The sequence below is a fragment of the Shewanella zhuhaiensis genome, assembly GCF_022484835.1.
Classification (GTDB): Bacteria; Pseudomonadota; Gammaproteobacteria; order Enterobacterales; family Shewanellaceae; genus Shewanella; species Shewanella khirikhana.
The window spans coordinates 1-25,648 of the sequence record NZ_JAKUDL010000013.1 but is presented as its reverse complement, the minus strand read 5'-3'; the positions used below and the strand labels follow the sequence as shown (position 1 = coordinate 25,648).

42 protein-coding genes are annotated in these 25,648 nt (G+C 52.0%); 34 read left to right on the top strand and 8 right to left on the bottom strand.

Features of this window, described 5'->3' with window-relative positions; all coding sequences use genetic code 11:
- Positions 1 to 53: 53 nt before the first annotated feature.
- The 29 genes from tuf to rplQ all read left to right on the top strand — a co-directional run bounded on the left by tuf (position 54) and on the right by rplQ (position 15,226).
- Positions 54 to 1,238 carry an elongation factor Tu gene (gene tuf, locus MJ923_RS20250; RefSeq protein ID WP_126169070.1) on the top strand — a complete coding sequence of 395 codons (1,185 nt, stop codon included), beginning with the start codon at positions 54 to 56 and terminating at the stop codon, positions 1,236 to 1,238.
- 370 nt (positions 1,239 to 1,608) lie between these two features.
- On the top strand, positions 1,609 to 1,920 hold the full coding sequence (rpsJ, locus tag MJ923_RS20245) for a 30S ribosomal protein S10 (RefSeq protein ID WP_011758333.1): 312 nt from the start codon (positions 1,609 to 1,611) through the stop codon (positions 1,918 to 1,920).
- A 28-nt stretch (positions 1,921 to 1,948) separates the two neighbouring features.
- Positions 1,949 to 2,587 (top strand): 50S ribosomal protein L3, encoded by a 639-nt coding sequence (gene rplC, locus MJ923_RS20240; RefSeq protein ID WP_240592620.1) that lies wholly within the window; start codon positions 1,949 to 1,951, stop codon positions 2,585 to 2,587.
- Positions 2,588 to 2,604: 17 nt separating this feature from the next.
- Positions 2,605 to 3,210, top strand: coding sequence for a 50S ribosomal protein L4 (gene rplD, locus MJ923_RS20235; protein ID WP_126169083.1), 606 nt, complete (start codon positions 2,605 to 2,607; stop codon positions 3,208 to 3,210).
- Positions 3,207 to 3,509 carry a 50S ribosomal protein L23 gene (gene rplW, locus MJ923_RS20230; RefSeq protein ID WP_126169084.1) on the top strand — a complete coding sequence of 101 codons (303 nt, stop codon included), beginning with the start codon at positions 3,207 to 3,209 and terminating at the stop codon, positions 3,507 to 3,509. Before rplD ends, rplW begins: the two co-directional genes overlap by 4 nt.
- A gap of 11 nt (positions 3,510 to 3,520) precedes the next feature.
- Positions 3,521 to 4,345, top strand: coding sequence for a 50S ribosomal protein L2 (rplB, locus tag MJ923_RS20225; protein WP_126169085.1), 825 nt, complete (start codon positions 3,521 to 3,523; stop codon positions 4,343 to 4,345).
- A gap of 15 nt (positions 4,346 to 4,360) precedes the next feature.
- Entirely contained in the window at positions 4,361 to 4,639 is a 279-nt protein-coding gene (rpsS, locus tag MJ923_RS20220) for a 30S ribosomal protein S19 (RefSeq protein WP_011758338.1), read from the top strand.
- Positions 4,640 to 4,654: 15 nt separating this feature from the next.
- Entirely contained in the window at positions 4,655 to 4,987 is a 333-nt protein-coding gene (gene rplV / locus MJ923_RS20215; RefSeq protein WP_126169086.1) for a 50S ribosomal protein L22, read from the top strand.
- Between the two features lie 13 nt (positions 4,988 to 5,000).
- On the top strand, positions 5,001 to 5,693 hold the full coding sequence (gene rpsC, locus MJ923_RS20210; protein ID WP_126169087.1) for a 30S ribosomal protein S3: 693 nt from the start codon (positions 5,001 to 5,003) through the stop codon (positions 5,691 to 5,693).
- 11 nt (positions 5,694 to 5,704) lie between these two features.
- Positions 5,705 to 6,115, top strand: coding sequence for a 50S ribosomal protein L16 (gene rplP, locus MJ923_RS20205; protein ID WP_126169088.1), 411 nt, complete (start codon positions 5,705 to 5,707; stop codon positions 6,113 to 6,115).
- Positions 6,115 to 6,306 (top strand): 50S ribosomal protein L29, encoded by a 192-nt coding sequence (rpmC, locus tag MJ923_RS20200; protein WP_011758342.1) that lies wholly within the window; start codon positions 6,115 to 6,117, stop codon positions 6,304 to 6,306. The genes rplP and rpmC overlap by 1 nt, the downstream gene beginning before the upstream one ends.
- Positions 6,306 to 6,554, top strand: a complete 249-nt coding sequence (gene rpsQ, locus MJ923_RS20195; protein ID WP_126169089.1) for a 30S ribosomal protein S17 — start codon at positions 6,306 to 6,308, stop codon at positions 6,552 to 6,554. Before rpmC ends, rpsQ begins: the two co-directional genes overlap by 1 nt.
- Before the next feature lie 174 nt (positions 6,555 to 6,728).
- Entirely contained in the window at positions 6,729 to 7,097 is a 369-nt protein-coding gene (rplN, locus tag MJ923_RS20190) for a 50S ribosomal protein L14 (RefSeq protein ID WP_011758344.1), read from the top strand.
- A gap of 11 nt (positions 7,098 to 7,108) precedes the next feature.
- Entirely contained in the window at positions 7,109 to 7,423 is a 315-nt protein-coding gene (gene rplX, locus MJ923_RS20185; protein ID WP_011758345.1) for a 50S ribosomal protein L24, read from the top strand.
- Positions 7,424 to 7,435: 12 nt separating this feature from the next.
- A complete protein-coding gene (gene rplE / locus MJ923_RS20180; protein ID WP_011758346.1) occupies positions 7,436 to 7,975 on the top strand; it encodes a 50S ribosomal protein L5 in 540 nt (179 codons plus the stop codon).
- Positions 7,976 to 7,986: 11 nt separating this feature from the next.
- Complete coding sequence (rpsN, locus tag MJ923_RS20175) at positions 7,987 to 8,292, top strand: 30S ribosomal protein S14 (RefSeq protein WP_203325703.1); 306 nt, start codon at positions 7,987 to 7,989, stop codon at positions 8,290 to 8,292.
- 24 nt (positions 8,293 to 8,316) lie between these two features.
- Entirely contained in the window at positions 8,317 to 8,712 is a 396-nt protein-coding gene (gene rpsH, locus MJ923_RS20170; RefSeq protein ID WP_011758348.1) for a 30S ribosomal protein S8, read from the top strand.
- Between the two features lie 10 nt (positions 8,713 to 8,722).
- A complete protein-coding gene (rplF, locus tag MJ923_RS20165) occupies positions 8,723 to 9,256 on the top strand; it encodes a 50S ribosomal protein L6 (RefSeq protein ID WP_126169091.1) in 534 nt (177 codons plus the stop codon).
- An 11-nt stretch (positions 9,257 to 9,267) separates the two neighbouring features.
- Complete coding sequence (gene rplR, locus MJ923_RS20160) at positions 9,268 to 9,618, top strand: 50S ribosomal protein L18 (protein WP_126169092.1); 351 nt, start codon at positions 9,268 to 9,270, stop codon at positions 9,616 to 9,618.
- A 13-nt stretch (positions 9,619 to 9,631) separates the two neighbouring features.
- Positions 9,632 to 10,138 (top strand): 30S ribosomal protein S5, encoded by a 507-nt coding sequence (gene rpsE / locus MJ923_RS20155; RefSeq protein ID WP_011758351.1) that lies wholly within the window; start codon positions 9,632 to 9,634, stop codon positions 10,136 to 10,138.
- A 6-nt stretch (positions 10,139 to 10,144) separates the two neighbouring features.
- Entirely contained in the window at positions 10,145 to 10,324 is a 180-nt protein-coding gene (gene rpmD / locus MJ923_RS20150) for a 50S ribosomal protein L30 (protein ID WP_011758352.1), read from the top strand.
- Between the two features lie 2 nt (positions 10,325 to 10,326).
- Positions 10,327 to 10,761, top strand: coding sequence for a 50S ribosomal protein L15 (gene rplO / locus MJ923_RS20145; protein WP_126169093.1), 435 nt, complete (start codon positions 10,327 to 10,329; stop codon positions 10,759 to 10,761).
- A gap of 7 nt (positions 10,762 to 10,768) precedes the next feature.
- A complete protein-coding gene (gene secY / locus MJ923_RS20140) occupies positions 10,769 to 12,109 on the top strand; it encodes a preprotein translocase subunit SecY (RefSeq protein ID WP_126169094.1) in 1,341 nt (446 codons plus the stop codon).
- A gap of 21 nt (positions 12,110 to 12,130) precedes the next feature.
- Complete coding sequence (gene rpmJ, locus MJ923_RS20135; protein WP_011758355.1) at positions 12,131 to 12,244, top strand: 50S ribosomal protein L36; 114 nt, start codon at positions 12,131 to 12,133, stop codon at positions 12,242 to 12,244.
- A gap of 114 nt (positions 12,245 to 12,358) precedes the next feature.
- The gene (gene rpsM, locus MJ923_RS20130; protein WP_126169095.1) at positions 12,359 to 12,715 is read left to right on the top strand and encodes a 30S ribosomal protein S13; all 357 of its coding nucleotides are present in this window, start codon (positions 12,359 to 12,361) and stop codon (positions 12,713 to 12,715) included.
- Positions 12,716 to 12,729: 14 nt separating this feature from the next.
- Positions 12,730 to 13,122 carry a 30S ribosomal protein S11 gene (gene rpsK, locus MJ923_RS20125; RefSeq protein WP_011758357.1) on the top strand — a complete coding sequence of 131 codons (393 nt, stop codon included), beginning with the start codon at positions 12,730 to 12,732 and terminating at the stop codon, positions 13,120 to 13,122.
- Positions 13,123 to 13,153: 31 nt separating this feature from the next.
- On the top strand, positions 13,154 to 13,774 hold the full coding sequence (rpsD, locus tag MJ923_RS20120) for a 30S ribosomal protein S4 (RefSeq protein WP_011758358.1): 621 nt from the start codon (positions 13,154 to 13,156) through the stop codon (positions 13,772 to 13,774).
- 24 nt (positions 13,775 to 13,798) lie between these two features.
- Positions 13,799 to 14,788 carry a DNA-directed RNA polymerase subunit alpha gene (locus MJ923_RS20115; RefSeq protein ID WP_126169096.1) on the top strand — a complete coding sequence of 330 codons (990 nt, stop codon included), beginning with the start codon at positions 13,799 to 13,801 and terminating at the stop codon, positions 14,786 to 14,788.
- Positions 14,789 to 14,827: 39 nt separating this feature from the next.
- The gene (gene rplQ, locus MJ923_RS20110) at positions 14,828 to 15,226 is read left to right on the top strand and encodes a 50S ribosomal protein L17 (protein WP_126169097.1); all 399 of its coding nucleotides are present in this window, start codon (positions 14,828 to 14,830) and stop codon (positions 15,224 to 15,226) included.
- 55 nt (positions 15,227 to 15,281) lie between these two features.
- On the opposite strand, the gene MJ923_RS20105 is transcribed toward rplQ, so the two are convergent.
- The 6 genes from MJ923_RS20105 to ccmA all read right to left on the bottom strand — a co-directional run bounded on the left by MJ923_RS20105 (position 15,282) and on the right by ccmA (position 19,110).
- Entirely contained in the window at positions 15,282 to 16,253 is a 972-nt protein-coding gene (locus MJ923_RS20105; RefSeq protein ID WP_240592619.1) for an ABC transporter substrate-binding protein, read from the bottom strand.
- Between the two features lie 81 nt (positions 16,254 to 16,334).
- Positions 16,335 to 16,823, bottom strand: coding sequence for a cytochrome c maturation protein CcmE (gene ccmE, locus MJ923_RS20100; protein WP_126169099.1), 489 nt, complete (start codon positions 16,821 to 16,823; stop codon positions 16,335 to 16,337).
- Positions 16,820 to 17,020 (bottom strand): heme exporter protein CcmD, encoded by a 201-nt coding sequence (ccmD, locus tag MJ923_RS20095; RefSeq protein ID WP_126169100.1) that lies wholly within the window; start codon positions 17,018 to 17,020, stop codon positions 16,820 to 16,822. Before ccmD ends, ccmE begins: the two co-directional genes overlap by 4 nt.
- Positions 17,020 to 17,766 (bottom strand): heme ABC transporter permease, encoded by a 747-nt coding sequence (locus tag MJ923_RS20090; protein WP_240592618.1) that lies wholly within the window; start codon positions 17,764 to 17,766, stop codon positions 17,020 to 17,022. Before MJ923_RS20090 ends, ccmD begins: the two co-directional genes overlap by 1 nt.
- Position 17,767: 1 nt before the next feature.
- Positions 17,768 to 18,454, bottom strand: a complete 687-nt coding sequence (gene ccmB / locus MJ923_RS20085; RefSeq protein WP_126169102.1) for a heme exporter protein CcmB — start codon at positions 18,452 to 18,454, stop codon at positions 17,768 to 17,770.
- A gap of 11 nt (positions 18,455 to 18,465) precedes the next feature.
- Entirely contained in the window at positions 18,466 to 19,110 is a 645-nt protein-coding gene (ccmA, locus tag MJ923_RS20080) for a cytochrome c biogenesis heme-transporting ATPase CcmA (RefSeq protein ID WP_418856590.1), read from the bottom strand.
- A 320-nt stretch (positions 19,111 to 19,430) separates the two neighbouring features.
- Here ccmA and MJ923_RS20075 point away from each other — a divergent pair, with 320 nt between their 5' ends.
- On the top strand, positions 19,431 to 19,724 hold the full coding sequence (locus MJ923_RS20075; RefSeq protein WP_126169104.1) for a c-type cytochrome: 294 nt from the start codon (positions 19,431 to 19,433) through the stop codon (positions 19,722 to 19,724).
- A 317-nt stretch (positions 19,725 to 20,041) separates the two neighbouring features.
- Here MJ923_RS20075 and ccmI read toward each other — a convergent pair whose 3' ends face one another.
- Complete coding sequence (gene ccmI, locus MJ923_RS20070) at positions 20,042 to 21,295, bottom strand: c-type cytochrome biogenesis protein CcmI (protein WP_240592617.1); 1,254 nt, start codon at positions 21,293 to 21,295, stop codon at positions 20,042 to 20,044.
- A 390-nt stretch (positions 21,296 to 21,685) separates the two neighbouring features.
- Between ccmI and MJ923_RS20065 the strand changes: the two genes are divergently transcribed.
- From MJ923_RS20065 to MJ923_RS20050, 4 genes are read left to right on the top strand one after another with little or no spacing between them, the layout of a single operon-like run.
- Entirely contained in the window at positions 21,686 to 23,662 is a 1,977-nt protein-coding gene (locus MJ923_RS20065) for a heme lyase CcmF/NrfE family subunit (protein WP_240592616.1), read from the top strand.
- A gap of 14 nt (positions 23,663 to 23,676) precedes the next feature.
- Complete coding sequence (locus MJ923_RS20060; RefSeq protein ID WP_126169107.1) at positions 23,677 to 24,261, top strand: DsbE family thiol:disulfide interchange protein; 585 nt, start codon at positions 23,677 to 23,679, stop codon at positions 24,259 to 24,261.
- Positions 24,258 to 24,764, top strand: coding sequence for a heme lyase NrfEFG subunit NrfF (nrfF, locus tag MJ923_RS20055; RefSeq protein ID WP_240592615.1), 507 nt, complete (start codon positions 24,258 to 24,260; stop codon positions 24,762 to 24,764). The genes MJ923_RS20060 and nrfF overlap by 4 nt, the downstream gene beginning before the upstream one ends.
- A complete protein-coding gene (locus tag MJ923_RS20050; RefSeq protein ID WP_240592614.1) occupies positions 24,761 to 25,342 on the top strand; it encodes a TlpA disulfide reductase family protein in 582 nt (193 codons plus the stop codon). The genes nrfF and MJ923_RS20050 overlap by 4 nt, the downstream gene beginning before the upstream one ends.
- Before the next feature lie 104 nt (positions 25,343 to 25,446).
- Here MJ923_RS20050 and MJ923_RS20045 read toward each other — a convergent pair.
- The coding region (locus MJ923_RS20045) for a hypothetical protein (protein ID WP_240592613.1) at positions 25,447 to 25,648 on the bottom strand (202 nt) is incomplete at its 5' end.

Below are 25,648 nucleotides of genomic sequence, written 5' to 3'. Positions count from 1 at the left end.
CTGATATTACCCGCTCGTATTGACGGGTATTTCTGAAAAGAAAGGAATATATCGTGGCTAAAGCTAAATTTGAACGTAACAAGCCCCACGTAAACGTGGGCACCATCGGTCACGTTGACCATGGTAAAACCACTCTGACTGCTGCTATCTCTCACGTACTGACCAAGACTTTCGGTGGTGAGGCTCGCGACTTTTCTCAGATCGATAACGCTCCAGAAGAGCGTGAGCGCGGTATTACCATCAATACCTCTCACATCGAGTACGATACTGCAACTCGTCACTACGCTCACGTTGACTGCCCAGGTCACGCTGACTACGTGAAAAACATGATCACCGGTGCTGCCCAGATGGACGGCGCTATCCTGGTAGTAGCTGCGACTGACGGCCCAATGCCACAGACTCGTGAGCACATCCTGCTGTCTCGTCAGGTAGGTGTACCTTTCATCATCGTGTTCATGAACAAGTGTGACATGGTAGATGACGAAGAGCTGCTGGAACTGGTAGAGATGGAAGTTCGTGAACTGCTGTCTGAATACGACTTCCCAGGTGATGACCTGCCAGTAATTCAGGGTTCTGCTCTGAAAGCTCTGGAAGGTGACCCAGCTTGGGAATCCAAGATCCTTGAGCTGGCTGAAGCCCTGGATACTTACATCCCTGAGCCAGAGCGTGCTATCGACAAGCCGTTCCTGATGCCAATCGAAGACGTATTCTCAATCTCTGGCCGTGGTACTGTAGTAACCGGTCGTGTAGAGCGCGGTATCGTTAAAGTTGGTGAAGAAGTAGAAATCGTTGGTATCAAAGATACCACCAAGACTACTTGTACCGGCGTAGAAATGTTCCGTAAGCTGCTGGACGAAGGTCGTGCCGGTGAGAACTGCGGTATCCTGCTGCGTGGTACCAAGCGTGATGAAGTTGAGCGTGGTCAGGTACTGTCCAAGCCAGGCACCATCAAGCCACACACCAAGTTCGAATCAGAAGTATACGTACTGTCTAAAGAAGAAGGTGGTCGTCACACTCCATTCTTCAAAGGCTACCGTCCACAGTTCTACTTCCGTACAACTGACGTGACCGGTACCATCGAACTGCCAGAAGGCGTAGAGATGGTAATGCCAGGCGACAACATCAAGATGGTTGTAACCCTGATTTGCCCAATCGCGATGGACGAAGGCCTGCGCTTCGCTATCCGTGAAGGCGGCCGCACTGTAGGTGCTGGTGTAGTAGCCAAGATCCACGAGTAATCTCGTAGACTTGGAAAAAGGCGACCTCAGGGTCGCCTTTTTGTTGCCCGGTAGAAAATGGGTCCCAGAATACCTGTGCATAAAAAGCTGGCAATTTGTGCAAAAGTCCGTATAATGCCGCGCTACTTATGTTTCGACAGATTATTGTCGACGAATTGCTCAGCTAGCTTGATCCTGCGTGTCGGCCGTGTATAATAAGCCGCTCGCGAACTTAGGTTGGCGACATAGTTGACCGGGCTTTTTGCTTAAGGTCACTACTACAGCGACCCCGATTGGGGGTCGAACGGTTAAATCATCTCGCTCTGTCTTTCCCAAAAGGGAAATGGCTAGAGGGTGATTTTTTATGTGTTCATTTTAGGAGCTCTGGTCAATGCAGAACCAAAGAATCCGTATCCGCTTGAAAGGATTTGATCATCGTTTGATCGATCAGTCTACTGCGGAAATCGTTGAAACTGCTAAGCGCACTGGCGCTCAGGTTCGTGGTCCTATCCCACTGCCGACTCGCAAAGAGCGTTTCACCGTTTTGATCTCTCCGCACGTTAATAAAGATGCTCGTGACCAGTACGAACTGCGTACTCACAAGCGTCTGGTTGACATCGTTGAGCCAACCGAGAAAACCGTTGACGCCCTGATGCGTCTGGATCTCGCTGCTGGCGTTGATGTCCAGATTAGCTTGGGTTAACAGAGATCCTTATAAGAGGTTTGTAGAGATGGCTATCGGTCTTATTGGTCGTAAAGTGGGCATGACCCGCATCTTCACCGAAGATGGCGTGTCTATCCCTGTTACTGTAATCGAAGTAGAAGCCAACCGCGTAACCCAGGTTAAGACTCTGGAAAACGACGGTTACCGCGCACTTCAAGTTACAACTGGCGCCAAAAAAGCCCATCGCGTAACCAAGCCAGAAGCTGGCCACTTTGCCAAGGCGGGCGTTGAAGCCGGTCGTGGTCTGTGGGAAATGCGTCTGGCCGACGGTGAAGGCGAAGGCATTGAAGTTGGTGCTGAGCTGAATGTAGATATCTTCGCTGACGTGCAGAAAGTAGATGTTACTGGTCAGTCTAAGGGTAAAGGTTTCCAGGGTGGCGTTAAGCGCTGGAACTTCCGCACCCAGGACATGACTCACGGTAACTCTTTGTCACACCGCGCTAACGGTTCTATCGGTCAGAACCAGACGCCAGGTCGTGTATTCAAAGGCAAGAAGATGTCAGGTCACATGGGCGCTGAGCGCGTTACCACTCAAAATCTGGACGTTGTACGTGTAGATGTTGAGCGTAACCTGCTGCTGGTTAAAGGTGCCGTTCCAGGCGCTACCAACGGCAACCTGATCATCAAGCCAGCTGTTAAAGCCTAAGGTCTGAGGAGATAGTAATGGAATTGGTATTGAAAGACGCTTCTCGCGCTCTTGAAGTTTCCGAGACTACCTTCGGCCGTGACTTTAACGAAGCACTGGTTCATCAGGTAGTTGTAGCTTACGCTGCGAACGCGCGTCAGGGCACTCGTGCTCAAAAGACTCGCGCTGAAATCACTGGCACTGGCAAAAAGCCATGGCGCCAGAAGGGTACCGGTCGCGCTCGTGCCGGCGGTATCAAAGGTCCACTGTGGCGTGGTGGTGGCGTAACATTCGCTGCTAAAACCCAAGATCACAGCCAAAAAGTAAACAAGAAGATGTACCGCGGCGCTCTGAAGAGCATTCTGTCCGAGCTGGTACGTCAAGAGCGTCTGGTTGTAGTTGAAGAGTTTGCTGTTGAAGCTCCTAAGACTAAAGAACTGAAGGCCAAGCTGAAAGCTATGGACCTGGAAGACGTGCTGATTGTGACTGCAGAAGTTGACGAGAACCTGTTCCTGGCTGCTCGTAACCTGTACAAGGTTGACGTGCGTGACGTAGCAGGCCTGGATCCAGTAAGCCTGATCGCGTTCAACAAGGTCCTGGTAACTGCTGATGCTGTGAAGCAAATCGAGGAGATGCTGGCATGATCCGCGAAGAGCGTTTACTGAAAGTTATCCTGGCTCCACACATCTCTGAAAAGAGCACTGTGGTTGCTGAGAAGACCAACACTGTAGTTTTCCGTGTAGCTATCGATGCCACCAAGAGTGAAATCAAAGCTGCCGTTGAAAAACTGTTCGAAGTTGAAGTTGCTGGTGTTCGCACCCTCGTCAACAAAGGCAAAACCAAGCGTCACGGTGCCCGTGTAGGCCGTCGTAGCGATTGGAAAAAAGCCTATGTGACTCTGGCTGCCGGCGCTGACATCGACTTCGCTGGCGCTGAAGCGTAAGGAGATTACTCATGGCAATTGTTAAGTGTAAGCCTACTTCTCCAGGTCGTCGTGGCGTTGTGAAGATCGTTAACAGCGATCTGCACAAAGGCAAGCCTTTCGCTGGCCTGCTGGCCAAGAAGTCTAAGTCTGGTGGTCGTAACAACACTGGTCGTATCACCGTTCGTCACGTTGGCGGTGGTCACAAGCAACATTACCGTCTGATCGATTTCAAGCGTAACAAAGACGGTATCCCAGGCAAGATTGAGCGTCTGGAGTACGATCCAAACCGTACCGCCAACATCGCTCTGGTGCTGTACGCCGACGGTGAGCGTCGTTACATCCTGGCTGCCAAAGGCATGCAGGCTGGCGACAAAGTCGTTTCTGGCGTTGATGCAGACATCAAAGTGGGTAACGCTCTGCCACTGCGCAACATCCCTGTGGGTTCTGTTGTTCACGCGGTGGAAATGAAGCCTGGTAAAGGTGCTCAGATCGCACGTTCTGCTGGTGCTTATGTTCAGGTTGTAGCTCGTGATGGCGAATACGCCACTCTGCGTCTGCGCTCCGGCGAAATGCGCAAAGTGCCTGTAGACTGTCGCGCTACCCTGGGTGAAGTGGGTAACTCCGAGCACATGCTGCGTCAGCTGGGTAAAGCTGGTGCCAAGCGTTGGAGAGGTGTACGCCCAACCGTTCGTGGTGTTGCCATGAACCCGGTAGATCACCCACACGGTGGTGGTGAAGGCCGTACTTCTGGTGGCCGTCACCCAGTAACTCCTTGGGGTGTTCCAACCAAGGGTTATAAGACTCGTAGCAACAAGCGCACCGACAAGTACATTGTACGTCGTCGTAATAAGTAATTAAGAGGATTCGCCATGCCACGTTCTCTCAAGAAAGGTCCATTTATCGACCTGCACTTGCTGAAGAAGGTAGAGAAAGCGGTGGAAGCGGGTGACAAAAAGCCTATCAAGACTTGGTCACGCCGTTCTATGATCATCCCACAAATGATTGGGTTGACCATCGCTGTCCATAATGGGCGTCAGCACGTACCTGTGTTCGTTACTGACGAGATGATTGGTCACAAGCTTGGTGAGTTTTCACCAACTCGCACTTATCGCGGCCACGCTGCTGATAAGAAAGCGAAGAAGCGCTAATACGGGAGACTTAAGATGGAAGTTTTAGCTAAACATCGTTTTGCCCGTACGTCGCCTCAGAAGGCTCGCCTGGTTGCTGATCAGATCCGCGGTCTGCCTGTTGCCAAGGCCCTGGAGATTCTGACTTTCAGCCCGAAAAAGGCTGCCGTACTGGTTAAGAAAGTCGTTGATTCTGCTATCGCCAACGCCGAGCACAACGAAGGTGCTGATATCGACGATCTGAAAATCGCCAAGGTTTTCGTTGACGAAGGCCCAACTATGAAGCGCATCATGCCACGTGCCAAAGGCCGTGCTGATCGTATCATGAAGCGTACCAGCCACATCACTGTGGTTGTATCAGATCGCTAGGAGATAGAGAGCAATGGGACAGAAAGTACATCCTAATGGTATCCGTCTGGGTATCACCAAGCCTTGGATCTCTACCTGGTACGCCGATAAGTCAGATTATGCAAATAACCTGAACAGCGACTGGGAAGTGCGTAAGTTTCTGGAAAAGAAACTGGAAGCCGCATCTGTATCCAAGATCGTGATTGAACGCCCAGCGAAAAGCATCCGCGTTACCATCCACACTGCCCGTCCAGGCGTTGTGATCGGTAAGAAGGGTGAAGATGTTGAAGTACTGCGCGCTGAAGTTGCCAAGATTTCTGGCACTCCTGCCCAAATTAACATCGCTGAGATCCGTAAGCCCGAGCTGGACGCTAAGCTGGTAGCTGATTCTATCGCTCAGCAGCTGGAGCGTCGCGTAATGTTCCGTCGTGCTATGAAGCGCGCTGTACAGAACGCCATGCGCATCGGTGCACAAGGTATCAAAGTTGAAGTTAGTGGCCGTCTCGGCGGCGCTGAGATTGCGCGTACCGAATGGTACCGTGAAGGTCGTGTGCCTCTGCACACACTGCGTGCTGATATCGACTACGCTACTTCTGAGAGCCACACCACCTACGGTGTGATCGGCATTAAAGTTTGGGTCTTCAAAGGTGAAGTTCTGGACGGTATGCTGCCTCAGGTAGAAGAGCCGAAACAGCAGCAACCTAAGCGCAAGCCTCGTAACAAGTAGGAGAGCCGGCAATGCTGCAACCAAAACGTATGAAGTTCCGCAAGATGCACAAAGGCCGCAACCGTGGTCTGGCTGCAGGTACTGAAGTAAGTTTCGGTACTTTTGGTCTGAAAGCCGTCGGCCGTGGTCGCCTGACTGCCCGTCAGATCGAGTCTGCGCGTCGTGCTATGACACGTCATGTTAAGCGTCAAGGTAAGATCTGGATCCGTGTCTTCCCTGACAAGCCTATTACCGCTAAGCCTCTTGAAGTGCGTATGGGTAAAGGTAAAGGTAACGTTGAATACTGGGTATGCCAGATTCAGCCTGGTAAGGTACTCTATGAGATGGATGGTGTTCCAGAAGAGTTGGCTCGTGAAGCCTTCGGTCTGGCCGCTGCCAAACTGCCTATCAAGACTACCTTTGTAATTAAGACGGTGATGTAATGAAAGCGAGCGAACTGAGAGAAAAGAGCGTTGAAGAACTGAACGCTGAATTGCTTGGTCTGCTGCGTGAGCAGTTTAACCTGCGTATGCAACACGCCACTGGCCAGCTGGCCCAAACTCACCAGCTGAAGCAAGTGCGCCGTAACATTGCGCGTGTTAAGACCATTATTACTTCTAAGGCGGGTGCATAATGTCTGACAAAATCCGTACTTTGCAGGGTCGCGTGACCAGCAACAAGATGGACAAGTCCATTACTGTGGCTGTTGAGCGTCTGGTGAAACACCCAATCTATGGTAAGTTCATCAAGCGTACAACCAAGATCCATGCACACGACGAACTGAACCAGTGCAATGAAGGCGACGTAGTGACTATTCGCGAATGTCGTCCTCTGTCTAAGACCAAGTCTTGGACCCTGGTAGACGTAGTTTCTAAGGCTTAATTTTAGCCTGGAAAGAAAAACGGCCCCTTTTCGGGGCCGTTTGTTTTTTAGCACTGTTCATTCAGATTTAACGGTGTTATACTTGCGCGCCATTTTTGTCTGTTTCTGGACCAAAATGGTTAGTTAATGCCCCAATAATGGGGTTCGTGAAGTAACGATAGCGGAGCACTTAAAATGATCCAAATGCAATCGACTCTGGACGTCGCATGTAACAGTGGCGCTCGCAGAGTTCAGTGTATTAAGGTCTTGGGTGGCTCTCATCGTCGTTATGCCGGTATCGGCGACATCATCAAGGTTTCTGTTAAAGAAGCCATTCCTCGCGCTAAAGCGAAGAAAGGTGATGTGTATAACGCGGTGGTAGTCCGTACTAAGAAAGGCGTACGTCGTCCAGACGGTTCTGTCATTCGCTTCGATCGGAATGCAGCTGTTCTGCTGAACAACAACCTGCAGCCGATTGGTACTCGTATCTTTGGACCTGTGACACGTGAACTGCGTACTGAGCAATTCATGAAGATTGTGTCGCTGGCACCAGAAGTACTGTAAGGAGCTTCAAAATGGCAGCAAAAATCCGTCGTGAAGACGAAGTGATTGTTCTGACCGGTAAAGATAAAGGTAAGCGTGGCAAAGTGACTCGCGTACTGGTTACCGGCAAGGTAGTTGTTGAAGGCATCAATCTCGTTAAGAAGCACACCAAGCCGAACCCACAACTGGGTATCACTGGTGGCATCGTAGAGAAAGAAGCTGCGATTCAAGTATCAAATGTGGCGATCTTTAACCCTGCTACTGGCAAGGCGGATCGTGTAGGTTTCCGATTTGAAGACGGCAAGAAAGTACGTTTCTTCAAATCGAATGGTGAACTCGTTAAGTAACTGGAGTAAACGATGGCGAAACTGCATGATAAATACAAAGAGACTGTTATCGCTGAACTGTCTAAAAAGTTCGGTTATACCAGTGTCATGCAAGTCCCTCGGATTGAGAAAATCACCCTGAACATGGGTGTTGGCGAAGCTGTTGCTGACAAGAAAATCATGGAAAATGCTGTCCGTGATATGACTGCAATCGCTGGTCAGAAGCCAGTAGTAACTGTTGCTCGCAAATCAGTTGCTGGTTTCAAAATCCGTGAAGGCTACCCTATTGGCTGCAAAGTAACCCTGCGCGGTGAGCGTATGTGGGAATTCTTTGAGCGTCTGCTGGATATCGCAATCCCTCGTATCCGTGACTTCCGTGGTCTGAGCGCTAAGTCGTTCGACGGCCGTGGTAACTACGCGATGGGCGTGCGTGAGCAAATCATCTTCCCTGAGATCGACTATGACAAGATCGATCGCGTTCGTGGTATGGACATTGTGATCACCACAACCGCCAAGAACGATGAGGAAGGTCGTGCTCTTCTGGACGCTTTTAACTTCCCATTCAAGAAATAAGGGGTAGCGTAATGGCAAAAACTTCAATGAAGGCACGCGAAGCTAAGCGTGCAGCTCTCGTGGCTAAGTATGCTGAAAAGCGTGCTGCTCTGAAAGCTATCATCAACAGTCCAGAGTCTACCGACGACGCTCGTTGGGACGCTGTTCTGAAGCTGCAAGCTTTACCACGTGATTCCAGCGCCGCTCGTCAGCGCAACCGCTGTAATCAAACTGGTCGCCCACATGGTTTCCTGCGCAAGTTCGGCCTGAGCCGTATCAAGCTGCGTGAAGCTACCATGCGTGGTGAGGTTCCTGGTCTGCGCAAGGCCAGCTGGTAAGTACTTGTCACGGAGAAAGCTAATATGAGCATGCAAGATCCTATTGCGGATATGCTGACCCGTATCCGTAACGGCCAGGCTGCTAACAAAGTATCTGTGAAGATGCCTTCCGCTAAACTGAAAGTAGCTATCGCTAAGCTGCTGAAAGACGAAGGTTATATCACTGATTACGCTGTTGCGTCTGAAGGCAATAAAGCCGAGCTGGAAGTTACTCTGAAGTACTTCCAGGGCCGTCCAGTTGTTGAGACTATCCAGCGCGTAAGCCGTCCTGGTCTTCGTATTTACAAAGGTAAAGACGAACTGCCAAAAGTGATGGGTGGCCTGGGTATCGCAATCGTTTCCACTTCTAAAGGCCTGATGACTGATCGTGCCGCCCGCCTCGCTGGCATGGGTGGTGAGGTTATCTGCTACGTAGCATAAGGAGCTAGGAATGTCTCGTGTAGCAAAAGCACCTGTATCTATTCCTGCCGGCGTAGAGGTGACCTTGAACGGTCAGGAAATTACCGTTAAAGGCGGTAAGGGTACTCTGACTCGCGTAATCAACAGCGCTGTTGCAGTGACTGTTGAAGACGGTGCTATCAAGTTTGGTCCTGTTGAAGGCGTTGTTAACGCTTGGGCTCAAGCGGGTACCGCACGCGCCCTGATCAACAACATGGTTGTGGGTGTATCTCAGGGTTTCGAGAAGAAGTTGCAGCTGGTTGGTGTGGGTTACCGCGCCAAAGTAACCGGTAGCGACGTCGACCTGTCTCTGGGTTTTTCTCACCCGCTGGTACACAAACTGCCTGCTGGCGTTACTGCTGAATGCCCAAGCCAAACCGAAATCGTTCTGCGTTCTATCGACAAAGAACTGGTTGGTCAAGTGGCTGCTGAGATCCGTGGCTATCGTCCACCTGAGCCTTACAAAGGTAAAGGTGTTCGCTATGCTGACGAACAGGTACGCCGTAAAGAGGCTAAGAAGAAGTAAGGTAACGCGATATGGATAAGAAATCATCTCGCTTGCGTCGCGCTACTCGCGCTCGCAAGAAGATCCAAGAGCTGGGCGTGAACCGTCTGGTTGTACATCGTACACCACGTCACATCTACGCTCAGGTGATCAATCCTGAAGCTCAGGTTGTTGCAGCGGCTTCTACTGTTGAGAAATCAATCAAGGAAGCCCTGAAGTCTACCGGTAACGTGGATGCCGCTAAGGCCGTTGGTAAAGCCATCGCCGAACGCGCCGTCGAGAAGGGCGTAACTGTTGTTGCGTTCGATCGTTCTGGCTTCAAGTATCACGGTCGTGTTGCTGCCCTGGCAGACGCCGCTCGTGAAGCTGGCCTCCAGTTCTAAGGGGTTTATTACAATGGCTAAAGTAGAAGCTCAGCAGCAGAAAGACGATCTGCAAGAGAAACTGATTGCAGTAAACCGTGTTTCTAAAGTAGTTAAGGGCGGTCGTATCTTCAGCTTCACTGCATTGACTGTAGTGGGTGACGGTAACGGTCGTGTTGGCTACGGCTACGGTAAAGCCCGTGAAGTTCCAGCTGCCATTCAAAAGGCAATGGAAAAGGCTCGCCGTAACATGGTGACTGTAGAACTGAACGAAGGCACTCTGCACCACCCAGTTAAGGGACGCCACACTGGTTCGCGTGTTTACATGCAGCCTGCGTCTCAGGGTACCGGTATTATTGCCGGTGGTGCGATGCGCGCCGTATTGGAAGTAGCAGGCGTTCACAACGTACTGTCTAAGGCCTACGGTTCTACCAACCCAATCAACATCGTTCGCGCGACTGTTGATGCTCTGACGCACATGAAGTCACCAGCGCAGGTTGCTGCCAAGCGTGGTCTGAGCGTCGAAGAAATTCGGGGGTAATGCATCATGGCTAAAACTATCAAAGTAACTCAGACCAAAAGTGCCATTGGCCGTCTGCCAAAGCACAAGGCCACTCTGACTGGCCTGGGTCTGCGTCGCATTGGTCACACCGTTGAACTGGAAGATACTCCAGCTGTTCGCGGTATGATCAATAAGGTCTACTACATGGTTAAGGTGGAGGACTGATAATGCGTCTGAACACACTTTCTCCTGCCGTAGGCGCGAAGTCTGCTCCTAAGCGTGTAGGCCGTGGTATTGGTTCTGGCTTGGGCAAGACCGCTGGTCGCGGTCACAAGGGTCAAAAATCTCGTAGCGGTGGCGGTGTACGCCCAGGCTTCGAGGGTGGTCAAATGCCACTTAAGATCCGTCTGCCTAAGTTCGGCTTTACCTCTCGTGTTTCTATGGTAACTGCTGAAGTTCGTCTCGGCGAACTGGCTAAAGTTAACGGTGATGTTATCGACCTGAACGCACTGAAAGATGCGAACGTAGTAACTCGCAACATCCAGTTTGCGAAAATCGTTCTTTCAGGTACCATTGAGCGCCCAGTGACCGTAAAAGGTCTGAAGGTTACCAAAGGTGCACGCGCAGCTATTGAAGCTGCTGGCGGAAAGATCGAGGAATAATACGTCGATGGCAAAACCAGGACTTGATTTAAAAAGCGCGAAAGGCGGTCTGTCAGAATTGAAAGCCCGTCTCCTGTTCGTGATTGGTGCAATTATCGTGTTTCGTGCCGGTTCTTTTGTACCAATTCCTGGTATTGACGCAGCTGTATTAGCAGAGCTGTTTGCTCAACAGAAGGGAACCATCCTGGGCATGTTTAACATGTTCTCGGGTGGTGCCCTTGAGCGTGCCTCAATATTCGCATTGGGGATCATGCCGTACATTTCGGCGTCGATCATCATGCAGCTGTTGACTGTGGTGCACCCCGCACTCGCCGAACTGAAAAAGGAAGGTGAGTCTGGTCGTCGCAAGATCAGTCAATACACCCGTTGGGGTACCCTGGTGTTGGGTACATTCCAGTCGGTCGGTATCGCAACCGGTCTGCCTAACCTGGTTCCAGGTCTGGTAGTGAACCCAGGTTTTGGGTTCTATTTCGTTGCGGTGGTGAGCTTGGTTACCGGGACTATGTTCCTGATGTGGCTGGGTGAACAAATTACCGAGCGTGGCATTGGTAACGGTATTTCGATCCTGATTTTCGCAGGTATCGTGGCCGGCCTGCCATCAGCTATCGGCCAAACGGCCGAGCAGGCGCGTCAAGGTGATTTGAACGTATTGGTATTGTTGTTGATTGGTGTGATTGTATTCGCCGTCACTTATTTCGTGGTGTTTGTGGAGCGTGGTCAACGTCGTATCGTTGTTAACTACGCCAAGCGTCAGCAGGGCCGTAAGGTGTTTGCCGCGCAATCCACTCACTTGCCACTGAAAGTGAACATGGCGGGTGTTATTCCCCCAATCTTTGCGTCCAGCATCATTCTGTTCCCTGGAACCCTGGCTCAGTGGTTCGGTCAGAATGAAGCCCTGTCTTGGCTGAGCGATATTTCGCTGGCCGTAAGCCCTGGGCAACCGCTGTACTCACTGCTTTATGCAGCAGCGATCATCTTCTTCTGCTTCTTCTATACCGCGCTGGTGTTTAACCCACGCGAGACAGCAGACAACCTGAAGAAGAGTGGTGCGTTCATTCCCGGGATCCGTCCTGGCGAACAGACCTCGCGTTACATTGATAAAGTGATGACCCGACTGACTCTGGCAGGCGCGTTATACATTACCTTTATCTGTTTGATTCCGGAGTTCATGCTCATCGCCTGGAAAGTACAGTTCTATTTTGGCGGTACTTCCCTGTTGATTATGGTGGTAGTGATCATGGACTTCATGGCTCAGGTTCAGACCCATATGATGTCTCATCAATATGAGTCTGTAATGAAGAAAGCTAACCTTATCAACAAAGCGAATCTCGATCGCTTTGGCCGATAAGTTAGTTTACGGAGTTGTGAAATGAAAGTTCGAGCTTCCGTGAAGAAGATCTGCCGTAACTGCAAGATCATCAAGCGTAGCGGCGTTGTACGCGTTATCTGTGTTGAACCAAAACACAAACAGCGTCAAGGCTAAAAAATCTGGCCAGTCCCTGGTAACAGGGCTGGCCAAAAAATGTTTGCAAAACTGTCACCTGTCGAGTATCCTTTCGGGCTTTTCACAGGTGGCCTTTAACTTAAGGAGTGCATAGTGGCCCGTATAGCTGGCATTAACATTCCTGATCATAAGCACGCAGTCATCGCTTTGACTGCAATCTACGGTGTTGGTCGTACTCGCGCAAAAGCCATTTGCGCCGCTACCGCCATTGCTGAAGATGCCAAGATCAAGGAATTGAGCGAAGCTCAAATCGATACCCTGCGCGAAGAAGTTGCCAAATACACAGTAGAAGGTGACTTGCGTCGTGAGGTTTCCATGAACATCAAGCGTCTGATGGACCTTGGTTGTTATCGTGGCCTCCGTCATCGTCGCAGCCTGCCCCTGCGTGGGCAACGTACCAAGACCAATGCGCGTACTCGCAAAGGTCCACGTAAACCCATCAAGAAGTAACGGGAAGGTGAGAAATGGCTAAAGTTCCATCACGTTCTCCGCGCAAGCGCGTACGTAAGCAGGTTGCCGATGGCATGGCTCACATCCATGCATCTTTCAACAATACAATCGTGACTATCACCGATCGTCAAGGTAATGCTCTGTCTTGGGCTACTGCAGGTGGTTCAGGCTTCCGTGGTTCACGTAAGTCTACTCCGTTTGCTGCTCAGGTAGCAGCTGAGCGTGCAGGTGTTGCCGCTCAGGACTACGGTCTGAAAAACCTTGAAGTTTTCGTGAAGGGTCCAGGTCCAGGTCGTGAATCAGCCATTCGTGCGCTGAACGCTGTTGGTTACAAAATCACCAACATCACTGACGTGACACCGATCCCTCACAACGGTTGTCGCCCTCCTAAGAAACGCCGCGTGTAACGCCGTTAGTTAGGATAGTTGGAGAAAGAACATGGCAAGATACTTGGGTCCCAAGCTCAAGCTCAGCCGCCGGGAAGGTACTGACCTCTTCCTGAAAAGCGGTGTGAGAGCAATTGATTCGAAGTGTAAGCTGGAAACCGCTCCAGGCCAGCACGGTGCGCGTAAGCCACGTCTGTCTGAATACGGTACTCAGCTGCGCGAGAAGCAGAAAGTTCGTCGTATTTACGGTGTACTGGAAAAGCAGTTCCGTAACTACTATAAGGAAGCTGCACGTCTGAAAGGCAACACCGGTGAAAACCTGTTGCAACTTTTGGAAACCCGCCTGGATAACGTAGTTTATCGTATGGGCTTTGGTTCAACTCGTGCCGAAGCACGTCAGCTGGTTAGCCATAAGTCTGTTATGGTAAACGGTCGTGTTGTTAACATCCCTTCATTCAAAGTGTCTGCGAATGATGTAGTAAGCATCCGTGAGAAGTCACGCACTCAAGCCCGTATCAAAGCGGCTTTGGAAGTGGCTGCCCAGCGTGAGAAGCCTACTTGGGTTGAAGTAGACGCCGCTAAGATGGAAGGTGCTTTCAAGCGTCTGCCAGAGCGTAGCGATTTGTCTGCGGATATTAACGAACAGCTGATCGTCGAGCTTTACTCTAAGTAAGGCTAACAAACAAGAGAGGACACAATGCAGGGTTCTGTTACAGAATTTCTTAAACCGCGTCTCGTGGACATCGAGCAGGTTAGCCCAACTCGTGCCAAGGTCGTTCTGGAACCGCTTGAGCGTGGTTTCGGTCACACTTTGGGTAACGCGTTGCGTCGTATCCTTCTGTCGTCCATGCCTGGCTGCGCGGTCACCGAAGTTGAAATCGACGGTGTACTGCACGAATACAGCAGCAAGGAAGGCGTTCAGGAAGACATCCTCGAGATCCTGTTGAACCTGAAAGGTTTGGCCGTGATCATCGAAGGAAAAGACGAGGCTATGCTCACGCTGAGCAAGTCCGGCGCAGGCCCTGTTACTGCAGCAGACATCACCCACGACGGTGATGTAACCATCGCTAACCCTGATCATGTTATCTGTCACCTGACCGGTAATCATGACATCAGCATGCGTATCCGCGTTGAGCGTGGTCGTGGTTATGTGCCGGCTTCTGCCCGTGCCCAGAACGAAGACGATGATCGCCCAATCGGCCGTCTGCTGGTTGACGCTTCTTTCTCACCGGTTGCCCGTATTGCCTACAACGTAGAAGCGGCCCGTGTTGAGCAGCGTACTGACCTGGATAAGCTGGTAATCGATATGACCACTAACGGTACTATCGATCCAGAAGAAGCCATCCGTCGCTCTGCAACCATTCTGGCTGAACAGCTGGATGCGTTTGTAGAACTGCGTGATGTGTCTGTTCCAGAGCAGAAAGAAGAGAAGCCAGAGTTCGATCCTATTCTGCTGCGTCCTGTCGACGATTTAGAGCTTACTGTACGTTCGGCCAACTGCTTGAAGGCCGAAGCGATTCATTACATCGGTGATCTGGTTCAACGCACTGAAGTTGAGCTGCTCAAGACTCCTAACCTGGGTAAGAAATCTCTTACCGAGATCAAGGACGTATTGGCGTCTCGCGGACTGTCGTTGGGTATGCGTCTGGAAAACTGGCCTCCAGCCAGCTTGGCAGACGACCTGTAAGACCGGATTGGTACAGAGATAGTTTATAAGGATTAGGTCATGCGCCATCGTAAGAGTGGTCGTCAACTTAACCGCAACAGCAGCCACCGTCAGGCTATGTTCCGCAACATGGCTTCTTCACTGGTACGTCACGAGATCATCAAGACTACCGTTGTGAAGGCGAAAGAACTGCGTCGCGTAGTTGAACCCCTGATTACACTCGCTAAGAGTGATAGCGTAGCAAACCGTCGTCTGGCGTTTGCTCGCACCCGCGACCAAGAAGTCGTAGGTAAACTGTTCAACGAGCTGGGTCCACGTTACCAGGAGCGTCCTGGTGGTTACACCCGTATTCTGAAGTGTGGTCTGCGTGCCGGTGACAAAGCCCCTATGGCTTACATCGAGCTGGTAGGTCGCCCAGAAGCTGCCGTAGCTGTTGAAGTTGAAGCTGCCGCTGAGTAATCAGTGAAAGCGAAGAAAACCGGACCTTAGGGTCCGGTTTTTTTATGTCCGCGATTTATTCAATCCAATCAATTTTGCCATCCAGCCTTTCTGGCACCGTCAGTTGCCACTTTTTCATACCACTGCGACTGAAAATAAAACGGCCACTGTCATCTATCACCGGATAGATACTCGATGCCGGAGTGCCATTTAAAATACGTTCTGCCATCCCTGCTGCGGTTTTTCCGTGGGCATAGCCATCCAGCACAAAGCCGCCAACGTTGCCCCTGGGGCCAATCGAGAAATCCCAGAAACCAAAGGAAGGCACAGAGGTGTGGTCGTGGATCCAGGCGAGCATCTCGTCTGGCTCGGTATAGCTGCCATCAGTTTCTGAGAGCGTATGGTAGAGGCCGACGATAATGGCATCGTAGCCTTGTGCTTTCGCATGGCTTACCCGTTCCCGCCACACTTCGCTGCGGTTATCCAGACGGATATCAATATGCATTTTGCCAATCTTCACATAGGGCTCAAGTTGGCTCAGATGATCGTGGGATACGGTTGAAGTGGTTGAGGCATCAAATAATACCAGAATTCGCGGGGAGTCTTTTTTAAGCAAGGCACTGAGAAACAGCACCGAGCGCTTCAGCAGCGGCCGTTCAAATACCCCGGTGATGGCGCTGAACTGATCCAGACCATAGTCGCGGGGTGTGCCGTTAAGCCCAAGGAAAACCACGGGAATATTCAATGTGCTTAAACGCGCTGACAGCAATCTGAAAGCGTTATCGTCACCAATTAATATCAGTTCAGGCCGATAGGCGGTCAGGCCATTCCAGACCCTATCTGCAGCCATTTCATAGTCTTCACGTTGAATTCGTTTGGTGTCGAGCTGAAAGCGTTCGAGCTGATGGCCTGCCAGTACATCTTCAATCCCCTGGACGTACTCATGATCCCAGGCATAGTCGGCATGGTAGCTTTCAATAATGGCAACCCGGGCGGCAAATGCCGGCGAGAGCAGGAAGCAGCAGAGCAATATGAGTAAGCGGTACATGGCGTCATCTCCGTGAATGACTTCTCCAAGTATAGCCCTGCCGTTAAAAAGAAAGCCTCCGATTGGAGGCTTTCGAGAAGATTAGCGTGAACCGCCTTTCTGATCTTCGCTGTACTGCAGCTTCTCATGGGTTTTACCCATGGCTTCAGCTACTTCGGGCGGCATGTAGTTCTCGTCGTGCTTGGCGAGCACTTCACTGGCTTCCAGCTTGCCGTCTTCGGTCAGTACGCCCTGAGCCACAATGCCCTGGCCTTCACGGAAGAGATCCGGCAACAGATCATCATAAGTCACAATCACTTCACCGCCGCCGGCATCGTGCACGGCAAACTCAACGTGCAGACTGTTGGGATCCCGTACCATGGATCCAACAGTCACCATGCCGCCCACACGGATGCGCTGTCCGGCTTCGGGCTTGATGCCGGTATCGGCTTTTCCGTGAATGATTTCGGTAGGGGTGTAGAACAGGTTCAGGTTGGTGTTCAGCGCGTACAGCAGCAAAGAAGCCACCGCGGCTACACCACCAATCAGGCCCACTGCGAGGGCGAGTCTCTTTTTACGTCTTGGGTTCATTCTTTGTTGCTCCGGCTTTCTTTCAGGCGCTCTTCCCGAGCGATTTTCTTAGCGATTTCCGTGAGCACCTTGCCTTTTTGGCGCGTGCTAAGAACGATAAGGGTGATAAGGCTGGTGAAGGTGACACCGTAAGCCAGCCATACATAGAAGGCATAACCTCCCATGTTGATAAAGTCTGCAAAGCTTTCAAATTGCATTATTTAGCTCCTTGAGCCAGGGCCATTTGACGTACCCATGGGCGCATGGCGTTGCGCGCCAGGATCTCGGCCTTGAATCGAACCAGGGTCAGCGCACCGATCATCAAACCAAATCCAACGATATTGATGAGCAGTGGATACAGCATGTCAGTTGACATGGTGGACTTCTCAGTGATCCTGATGGTGGACGGCTGGTGCAGTGAGCTCCACCATTCCACAGAGTATTTGATAATCGGGATGTTAATAACACCCACAATCGCCAGAATGCCAGCGGCACGGGCGGCAAGCACCTTGTCTTCAAAGGAGGCATACAGGGCAATCACACCCAGGTACAGGAACAGCAGCACCAGCTCAGAGGTCAGGCGCGCATCCCATACCCACCAGGTACCCCACATGGGCTTACCCCAGGTGGCGCCGGTGAAGAGGGCGATAAAGGTCACTACGGCACCGATTGGGGCGATAGCTGCGGCGGTCCAGTCGGCCGCTTTGATTTGCCATACCAGACCAATAAAGGCGGCGGTGGCCATCCCCATGTAAGCAGCCATCGACATCGATGCGGCTGGCACGTGGATAAAGATGATGCGGTAGCTGTCGCCCTGCTGATAATCAGTCGGCGCAAACGCCAGCCCCCAGACGGTACCGGTGCCAATAAAGGCGATAGCCAGAAAGGCAAACCAGGGCAAGAGTTTGTCTGATAACTTGTAAGCACGCTCGGGATCGGCGTAAGGATGTAACCACTTCCACATATTAGTTAGTACTCACTCTTAGTGATGCGCCAATTGCAAAGGGCGCCAGTGTTAAAGACCCAACCAGCATGGCCCCTATTATAGCGAGCTGGCCGTCATAGGGTAAATTCATTCCCGCGGCATCAATGGCACTGGTCGCAAAAATCAGTACCGGAATGTACAGCGGCAGGATAAGCAGACTGAGCAGCACCCCACCTTTGCGCAGGCCAACCGTCAGTGCGACACCGATAGCACCAAGCAAACTCAGTACCGGCGTACCCAGTGCCAGAGTCGACATCAGCGCACCGTAGCTGTTGTCCTCAAGGTGCAGCAGCACGGCCAGTAGCGGTGATACCAGAATCAGTGGCACCCCGGTTAACAGCCAGTGGGCCAACACCTTGGCCAGCACTGTGAGATACAGTGGCTGCGGGCTCAGCAGCATTTGTTCCAGCGAGCCGTCTACATAATCGGCCTTGAATAGCCGTTCGAGCGACAGCATGGATGCCAGTAGCGCCGCAACCCAGATAATGCCGGGGGCAATGCGGGTTAACACCTGTGGCTCGGGGCCAATACCCAATGGGAACAGGGTCACCACCATCACGAAAAATAGCAGCGGGTTAAAAATGTCTCCCCGGTGACGTACCGCGATCTTAAGATCGCGCTTGAGCACCGTGAAGAACGCTTGTCTGTAGCTAATGCCTCGTTTCATGGGAGCCAACCTTATATAAAGCGGTATTCGAGCTTGAGCTTGCGCAGCCGCTCGTCCGTGATGAGCCCCATATCCTGGTGAGTGGTCAGGATTACGCAGCCGCCGTTGTCAGCATGGCGCAGGAACAGTTGTTCCAGTTCTGCCACGCCGCGTTTATCGATGGCGGTGAAGGGTTCATCCAGGATCCAGACTTTGCAGCTGGTGTGCCACAGCCGTGCCAGTGCGGTGCGTCTGTGCTGTCCGGCGGACAGGTGGCCTGCCAGTGCTTCTTCGAATCCTTTCAGGTTGACTTTGGCGAGGATTTCGCCGCTGTTGAAGTCATCATAGCCACTTAACCTTAAATTGAAGTTAAGGTTTTCTTCGGCGGTGAGCTCGCTCTTAACGCCCGCCAAGTGCCCGAGATATAAGAGATCTTCGTTAAACTCGTCGCGGCAGCGAGTGATGTCTTCGGTTTGGTAAAATACGCGCCCGGCATAGGGGCGAGAGAGTCCGGCAAGGATCCGGAGCAGGCTGGTTTTACCGGCCCCATTTGGGCCTTCGATCTGAATGATATCGCCTTCGTTGACACTGAAACTCAGCTCATCGAAGAGAATTCTTTCTTCACGGATACAGGTCAGCTTATCTGCGGATACCAGTGTTTTGGTTGTTGTTGTCAATTGTGTCACCAAGACCTCTAATCCAGCGGTGGAACTGTGCCGATACTAACATACTTAAAGGGCAGGGTTTACTTCGTAAGGTGACTAAGTATCAGCAATTTGATGCACTTCCAATATGTGCAATGATGCCGGAACTTTTTTAAGATTTGCTAATATATTGCCGAAATTGTGGCCTAAATCTCATCTCCCGAAACAAGCTGGGAGAGATCTCACAAAAAGGTGAGATCTTTTGAAGTTTGTAGTACCCTTAGCTCGCTAAAACTAGTCTGCCTTCGAGGGCAGCGTTGAGCATGTAAGTATTTGCATTAGGAACATTGAACATGAAAAAACTGTTAGCAATGACTGCAGTAGCTGCTCTGACTATGGCTGCCAGCGTATCTGCTCAAGAAGGTGAAGCTATTTATAACAAGGCTTGCCAGGTTTGCCACAGCATGGGCGTAGCCGGTGCGCCTAAGGCTCACGACGCTGCCCAGTGGGAACCACGTCTGGCCAAAGGTGTTGACGCTCTGGTTGCCAGTGTTAAAGGCGGTCTGAACGCTATGCCTCCAGGCGGTATGTGTACCGACTGTACTGATGAAGACTACAAGAACGCTATCGAGTTCATGTCCAAGTAATTGGAATGTAGTTAGAAGAACCGGCCCTCTGGCCGGTTTTTTATTGCCTGTGATTTGGCCGTGTTTCGATGCTCAGCGCTGATTTACTGGCAAGCCTAAAAGGCCAAAGAATGCCGGTGCGGCACTCTCTCGTCGGTCGATCGTAATCCAAATTGGCGGCCCCGCTTCTCCAATAGATGCCTTCTCCAGCAAATAGCAACTCCAATAACGAGCTACTCCACTAAGCCGCTGCGCCAACCAATAGCTGTGCCAATAGAGGGCTGCGCCAATAAAAAAGCCGGCGTGGTTAGCCGGCTTCATTAAACGAGATGGATGCTTTACTGCACCAGGGTATCCAGTACCAGGTTTACAGACTCACCGCCCACATCGACTGAGGCCAGGGTGCCCTTGATGTCGCCAGTTTGCGGCTTCACGCTACCGTGCTTGGACAATACCGCGATCACTTCCACCTGCTTGGCGCTGCTGAGTTTCACATCGCCACCCATGTTGGTGCTGTCATCCAGAGTGATAGTAACTGGCAGGGTTTTGGCGCTCAGCTTGGTTGCGGCCAGTGGCACTTTGGGGCCTTCGGTGGCGCGGGCGAAGATGAACAGCATATCGGTTTCATTTACCTTGGCTGCCAGCTCAGGCGATACCGATACCTGCACAGTTACAGTGGGAGCCGTTGTCGCTACGCCCTGATGTACGCTGTCGGTTGGCATCATGCCGGTTTCGGACATCATCTTCATTTTGGCAGTTTCGATGGCGTTGATCAGCGCAGTGCGGTCGATATCGTTGCGATCGGTGGCCAGAATGGTCTGCCAGGCGTCGATAGCCTTTTGGTATTCGGCGGTGAAGAAGGCATCCATACCAACCAGCAGCAGGGTTGATGGATCTTTGGGATCCAGCGCCAGCGACTGGTCGATCAGCGCCTGGATCTCAGGCGACATCTGCTGGTTGTTTTTGTAGTACAGCGCTGTGGCCTTGGGACCAATCAGCTCGGCGTGGGTGCCAACCAGCTCCATCACTTTATCGAAAGCATTTACCGCTTCATCAAAACGATTGGCAGAGATATAGGCGTGACCCAGGTTAAACCAGGCCTGGCTGTTTTCCGGTTCGGCCTGTACGGCCATTTCCATCATCTGTACCCGCTGCGACATGATTTGTTCGGCAGTCATGCCTTCATGGGGATTGGCGGCGCGCGGTGGGTTAGATACGTTTTGGTACTGTCCCAGGTCCTGATAAAGGTAGCCGGAAATACCCAATAGCGTGACAGACATCAGCACAGGCCACAGCAGGCCTTTGGGTTTTACTGTATTAACCAGCGATTCATCGGCGCCTTGCTTAATGTCCTGCAGCAGGCTGATTTCCAGCTCTTTCTTCAGGCCTTCAAATTCCTGGTCATCCAGCAGGCCTTCGGCAAGTTCTTTTTCGAGAATGGCGAGACGTTCGTTGAACAGCTCGAGGTTGGTTTGCTTACGTACACCTGCCTCTTCGGTCTTGAGCAGACGCTGCTGACGGAAGTGGGGTACCCAGATCAGCATAAGGCCGATCAGCACAACAAATGCAATCAGAATCCAGAAAGTCGTCATTATCTATTTTTCACCTTGGTTGCCTTGACTGGCGATACCGCCGGGTTTGCGGGTCAGATTATACGAAAAGCATATTCATTGAACAGTAATATAAGCTTAAGCGCCGACGGGAAACGCCAGAGTTGGGCACTGGTTCACAGAAAGCTGATTTAACTGCAACCAATTCAGATAAAAGGCGTCAGAATGTCTGCCAAGGGGTAGAGTTAGCTCGGTTTTGCCTGTGAAACCAAGAATGAGACTGGCGACCCATATTTGCGCGAAAGTGGCAGACAGGAACTATAGCAAATACTAAAATGGCGCAAATTCGTAAAAACTAATGTGTGATTCATGTTGTGCGTCGATAGTAGAAGTCAGGCTGTCGACATGACTATATAAGACTGAGGAGTACCCATGATCCCGGAACTTGGACACTTTGCGCTGATCACAGGGCTGGCATTCGCCATCCTGCTCAGCACCGTGCCACTTGTCGGGGTAGCACGCAAGGATCAATACCTTGTGCGCTATGCCTGGCCGTTAGCATACGGCATGTTCCTTTTTATCAGCTTGTCGGTTATCACCCTTGGCTACAGCTTCGCGGTCGATGACTTCTCCGTAGCCTACGTGGCGCACCATTCCAATTCGCAACTTCCCAGCTTCTTCAAGATCGCCGCCGTTTGGGGTGGTCACGAAGGTTCTCTGCTGTTCTGGGTGTTCTCCCTGTCGGTCTGGGCCGCGGCGGTTGCCAAGTTCAGTAAGGGCCTGGAAGAAGTCTTTACCGCCCGGGTACTGGCGGTGCTCGGTATGATTACCGTGGGCTTCACCCTGTTCATGCTGCTGACTTCCAGCCCATTCGAGCGTCTGTTCCCGGCGCCAATGGAAGGTCGTGACCTGAACCCCATGCTGCAGGATGTGGGTCTTATCTTCCACCCGCCAATGTTGTATCTGGGTTACGTGGGCTTCTCGGTAAGCTTTGCGTTTGCGATTGCAGCACTGCTCAGTGGCCGTCTTGACTCGGCCTGGGCGCGCTGGAGCCGTCCGTGGACCCTGGCAGCCTGGATTTTCCTGACCGGCGGTATTGCGCTGGGTTCCTGGTGGGCTTACTACGAGCTCGGCTGGGGCGGCTGGTGGTTCTGGGATCCGGTTGAGAACGCATCCTTTATGCCATGGCTGATTGGTACTGCACTCGTGCACTCGCTGATTGTGACTGAGAAACGCGGCACCTTCCGTAACTGGACCGTACTGCTGTCAATCTTCGCCTTCTCACTGAGTTTGCTGGGTACCTTTATCGTACGTTCCGGGGTACTGACATCGGTGCACTCATTTGCCGCCGATCCTAGCCGCGGTATGTTCATTCTGTTGTTGCTCGGCCTTGCCATTGGTGGCTCGCTCACGCTGTTCGCCTTCCGCGCCAGTGAGATGACCAGCCCGGCCAAGTTTGAGCTCTGGTCGAAAGAAACCATGCTGCTGGTGTGTAACCTGATGCTGACAGTGGCTTGCGGCACTGTGCTGCTGGGTACCCTGTACCCACTGCTGATTGACGCGCTGGGCATGGGCAAGATTTCGGTAGGCCCTCCATATTTCAATGCAGTGTTTGTACCTATCATCCTGGTGATGTTTGTCTTCATGGGTATTGGCCCCATCATCCGCTGGAAGAAAGCCAAGGCCGGTGAAGTGAAGCGTCAGCTGATGATCCCTGCCATTGTTTCGGCAGTGGTAGGTATTGCCGCGCCTTTCATCGCCGGTGGTGAGTTCAATATCTGGGTTGCCCTGGGTATTGGTACCGCGATGTGGATCACCCTTGCCAGCCTGCGTGCCGGATACAACGCCATCAAGACCAACGAAGGCCTGAGCCTGGCGCGTCTGGGTCGCAGCCAACTGGGAATGATCATCGCTCACCTGGGTATTGCTGTGTCGGTAGTGGGTGGCACCATGGTGTCCAACTACTCCATCGAGAAGAGCGTACGCATGGGCCCAGGAGTCAGCCACGAGCTGGCCGGTTACACCTTCAAGTTCCTTGAGACCAAAAACGTGGTGGGTCCAAACTACACCGCTCAGCAAGGACAGATTGAAGTGTACAAAGGTGACAACTTCGTCACCCTGCTCAAGCCTGATCGTCGTCAGTACAACGTGCGCACCATGGACATGACCGAAGCCGGTATCGACTGGGGTCTGTTCCGTGACCTGTACGTCACCATGGGTGACCCTATCAGCGCAACCGAGTACGCGGTGCGTCTGAACTACAAGCCATTTGTGCGTTGGTTGTGGTTCGGCGGTATCTTCATGATGGTGGGCGGTTTCTTTGCTGCCTCAGACAAACGCTATCGTGTTAAGGTTGCTGCCAAAGACAAAGCGCAGCAAGACGCCAAAGGCAAATTGGCAACTGCCTGAGATTTGGAGAAAAAATGAAGAAGCTGGTCTTATTCATTCCATTGGTATTGTTTCTGGGGATGGGCGTGTTCCTCTACAAGGGCCTGTTCCTCAATCCTCAGAAGCTGGATTCAGCACTGGAGGGCAAGCCGGTGCCTGCCTTCCAACTGGAAAAATTGGAAACCCCGGGTGAAATGCTCACCCAGGAAAACCTTAAAGGTCAGGTGGCGCTGCTGAACGTATGGGCGACCTGGTGCCCATCCTGTAAGTATGAGCATCCGTTTCTGATGTCGTTGGCACGCCAGAAGCTGGTACCAATCTACGGTATCAACTATCGCGACGAGCGCGCCGAAGCTATTCGTGAGCTGCGCCGCGAAGGCGACCCTTATGCGCTGAACATCTTTGATAAAGATGGCCGTTTGGGTCTGGACCTTGGGGTATATGGTGCGCCTGAAACCTTCTTGGTAGACCATAAAGGGATTATTCGTTTCCGCTACGCAGGTCCTGTGGATCAGCGCGTTTGGACTGAAACCCTGTATCCGATGGTGAAGCAGCTGCAACAGGAGGCCGCCACTGAGGCGGCAGCCAACAGCCCAGCCGCAACAGGAGCCGCATCATGAAACAGTTGAACGCATTACTGGCCATGGTGCTGCTGTGCTTCAGCTCATTGGTTCTGGCCACGCCGGTTGACACCTATGAGTTCAAGTCGGCAGACAACCAGAAGCGTGCCCTGTCACTCGCCCATGAACTGCGCTGTCCTCAGTGTCAGAATCAGAACCTGATTGACTCCAACTCACCGGTTGCCCGCGACCTGCGTTTGGAAGTGTACAAGATGGTGGATGAGGGTAAGTCGGACGATCAGATCATTGAGTTCATGACCACCCGCTACGGTGACTTCGTGCTGTATAAGCCAAGAATGGAAGGTCGCACTTACATTCTGTGGTTGGGGCCAGTCATCCTGCTGCTGATCGGTTTGACCGCCGGTATCCTGTTTATTCGTAAACAGCGTAGTCAGCCTGTAGAAGCGGCCGACCTGACGCCAGAGCAGCAAGCAGAACTCGATGCCTTGCTCAAAGGCGACAAGCCTGATGTCGATAAACACGACAAGGGTAAGAAATCATGAAGCGCATTGTCTGCGCACTGATGTTGGCGGCCTCCGGGGCCGCCATCGCTTATCCGGGGATGCAACAGCAAGCAGCGCAACCGGCATCCAGTGTGGATCTTATCCGTCAGTTACCCCATCCGTTTCCGATCGAAGTGGTTCCCTTTGAAGACGCAAGCGGCAAAGCCGTCGACTTCAGTCAGTATCAGGGCAAGGTCGTAATGGTTAACATGTGGGCCACCTGGTGTCCGCCCTGTGTCAGGGAGATCCCGGCACTGGAACGTCTTAAAGCCAAGTTGGACCCAAACACATTCGCTTTCCTGCCGATCTCTATTGATGCTGGTGGCAAGACAGAAGTCGAGGCCTTCTTAAAGGCACAGGGGATGGAAGACTTTGGTTCTTTCTTCGATGCGCCGCAAAACTTAAGGCAGGTGTTCCCCCTCGATACCATTCCTGCCACCTTTATCCTTAACAGAGAAGGGCAGCTGGTGGCCTTTGTCAGAAGCTACGTCGACTGGGACGACCCCAAAGCCGAAGCATTGTTGAAAGGCATTATCGAGGCGCCAGCCGCCGCGCCTGCAGTCAAAGCCGCCAAATAACCAGCCAATCAAACGTCTGGATCCTGGAAAGATCGCATTTTGCCTAAAAGATCGGCATGCGATCTTTTTCTTTTAAAAAGGGCTTGCACTTCGAGTCAGGCTCCCTATAATGCGCATCCGTTGTCACGGCAAAACTGCTCAGGCAGAGCTGAGATAACAACGCGAAAAGTAAACGAAAAGGTGAGTGTGGTGACAAAATCGCCAAACAGAAAAACCTTGAAGTAAATCACTTGACGCGAAAACAGGAAAGCGTAGAATACGCAGCCCTGACCCGGTGAGCCCAGCGCGACCGGATGTTCTTTAAAA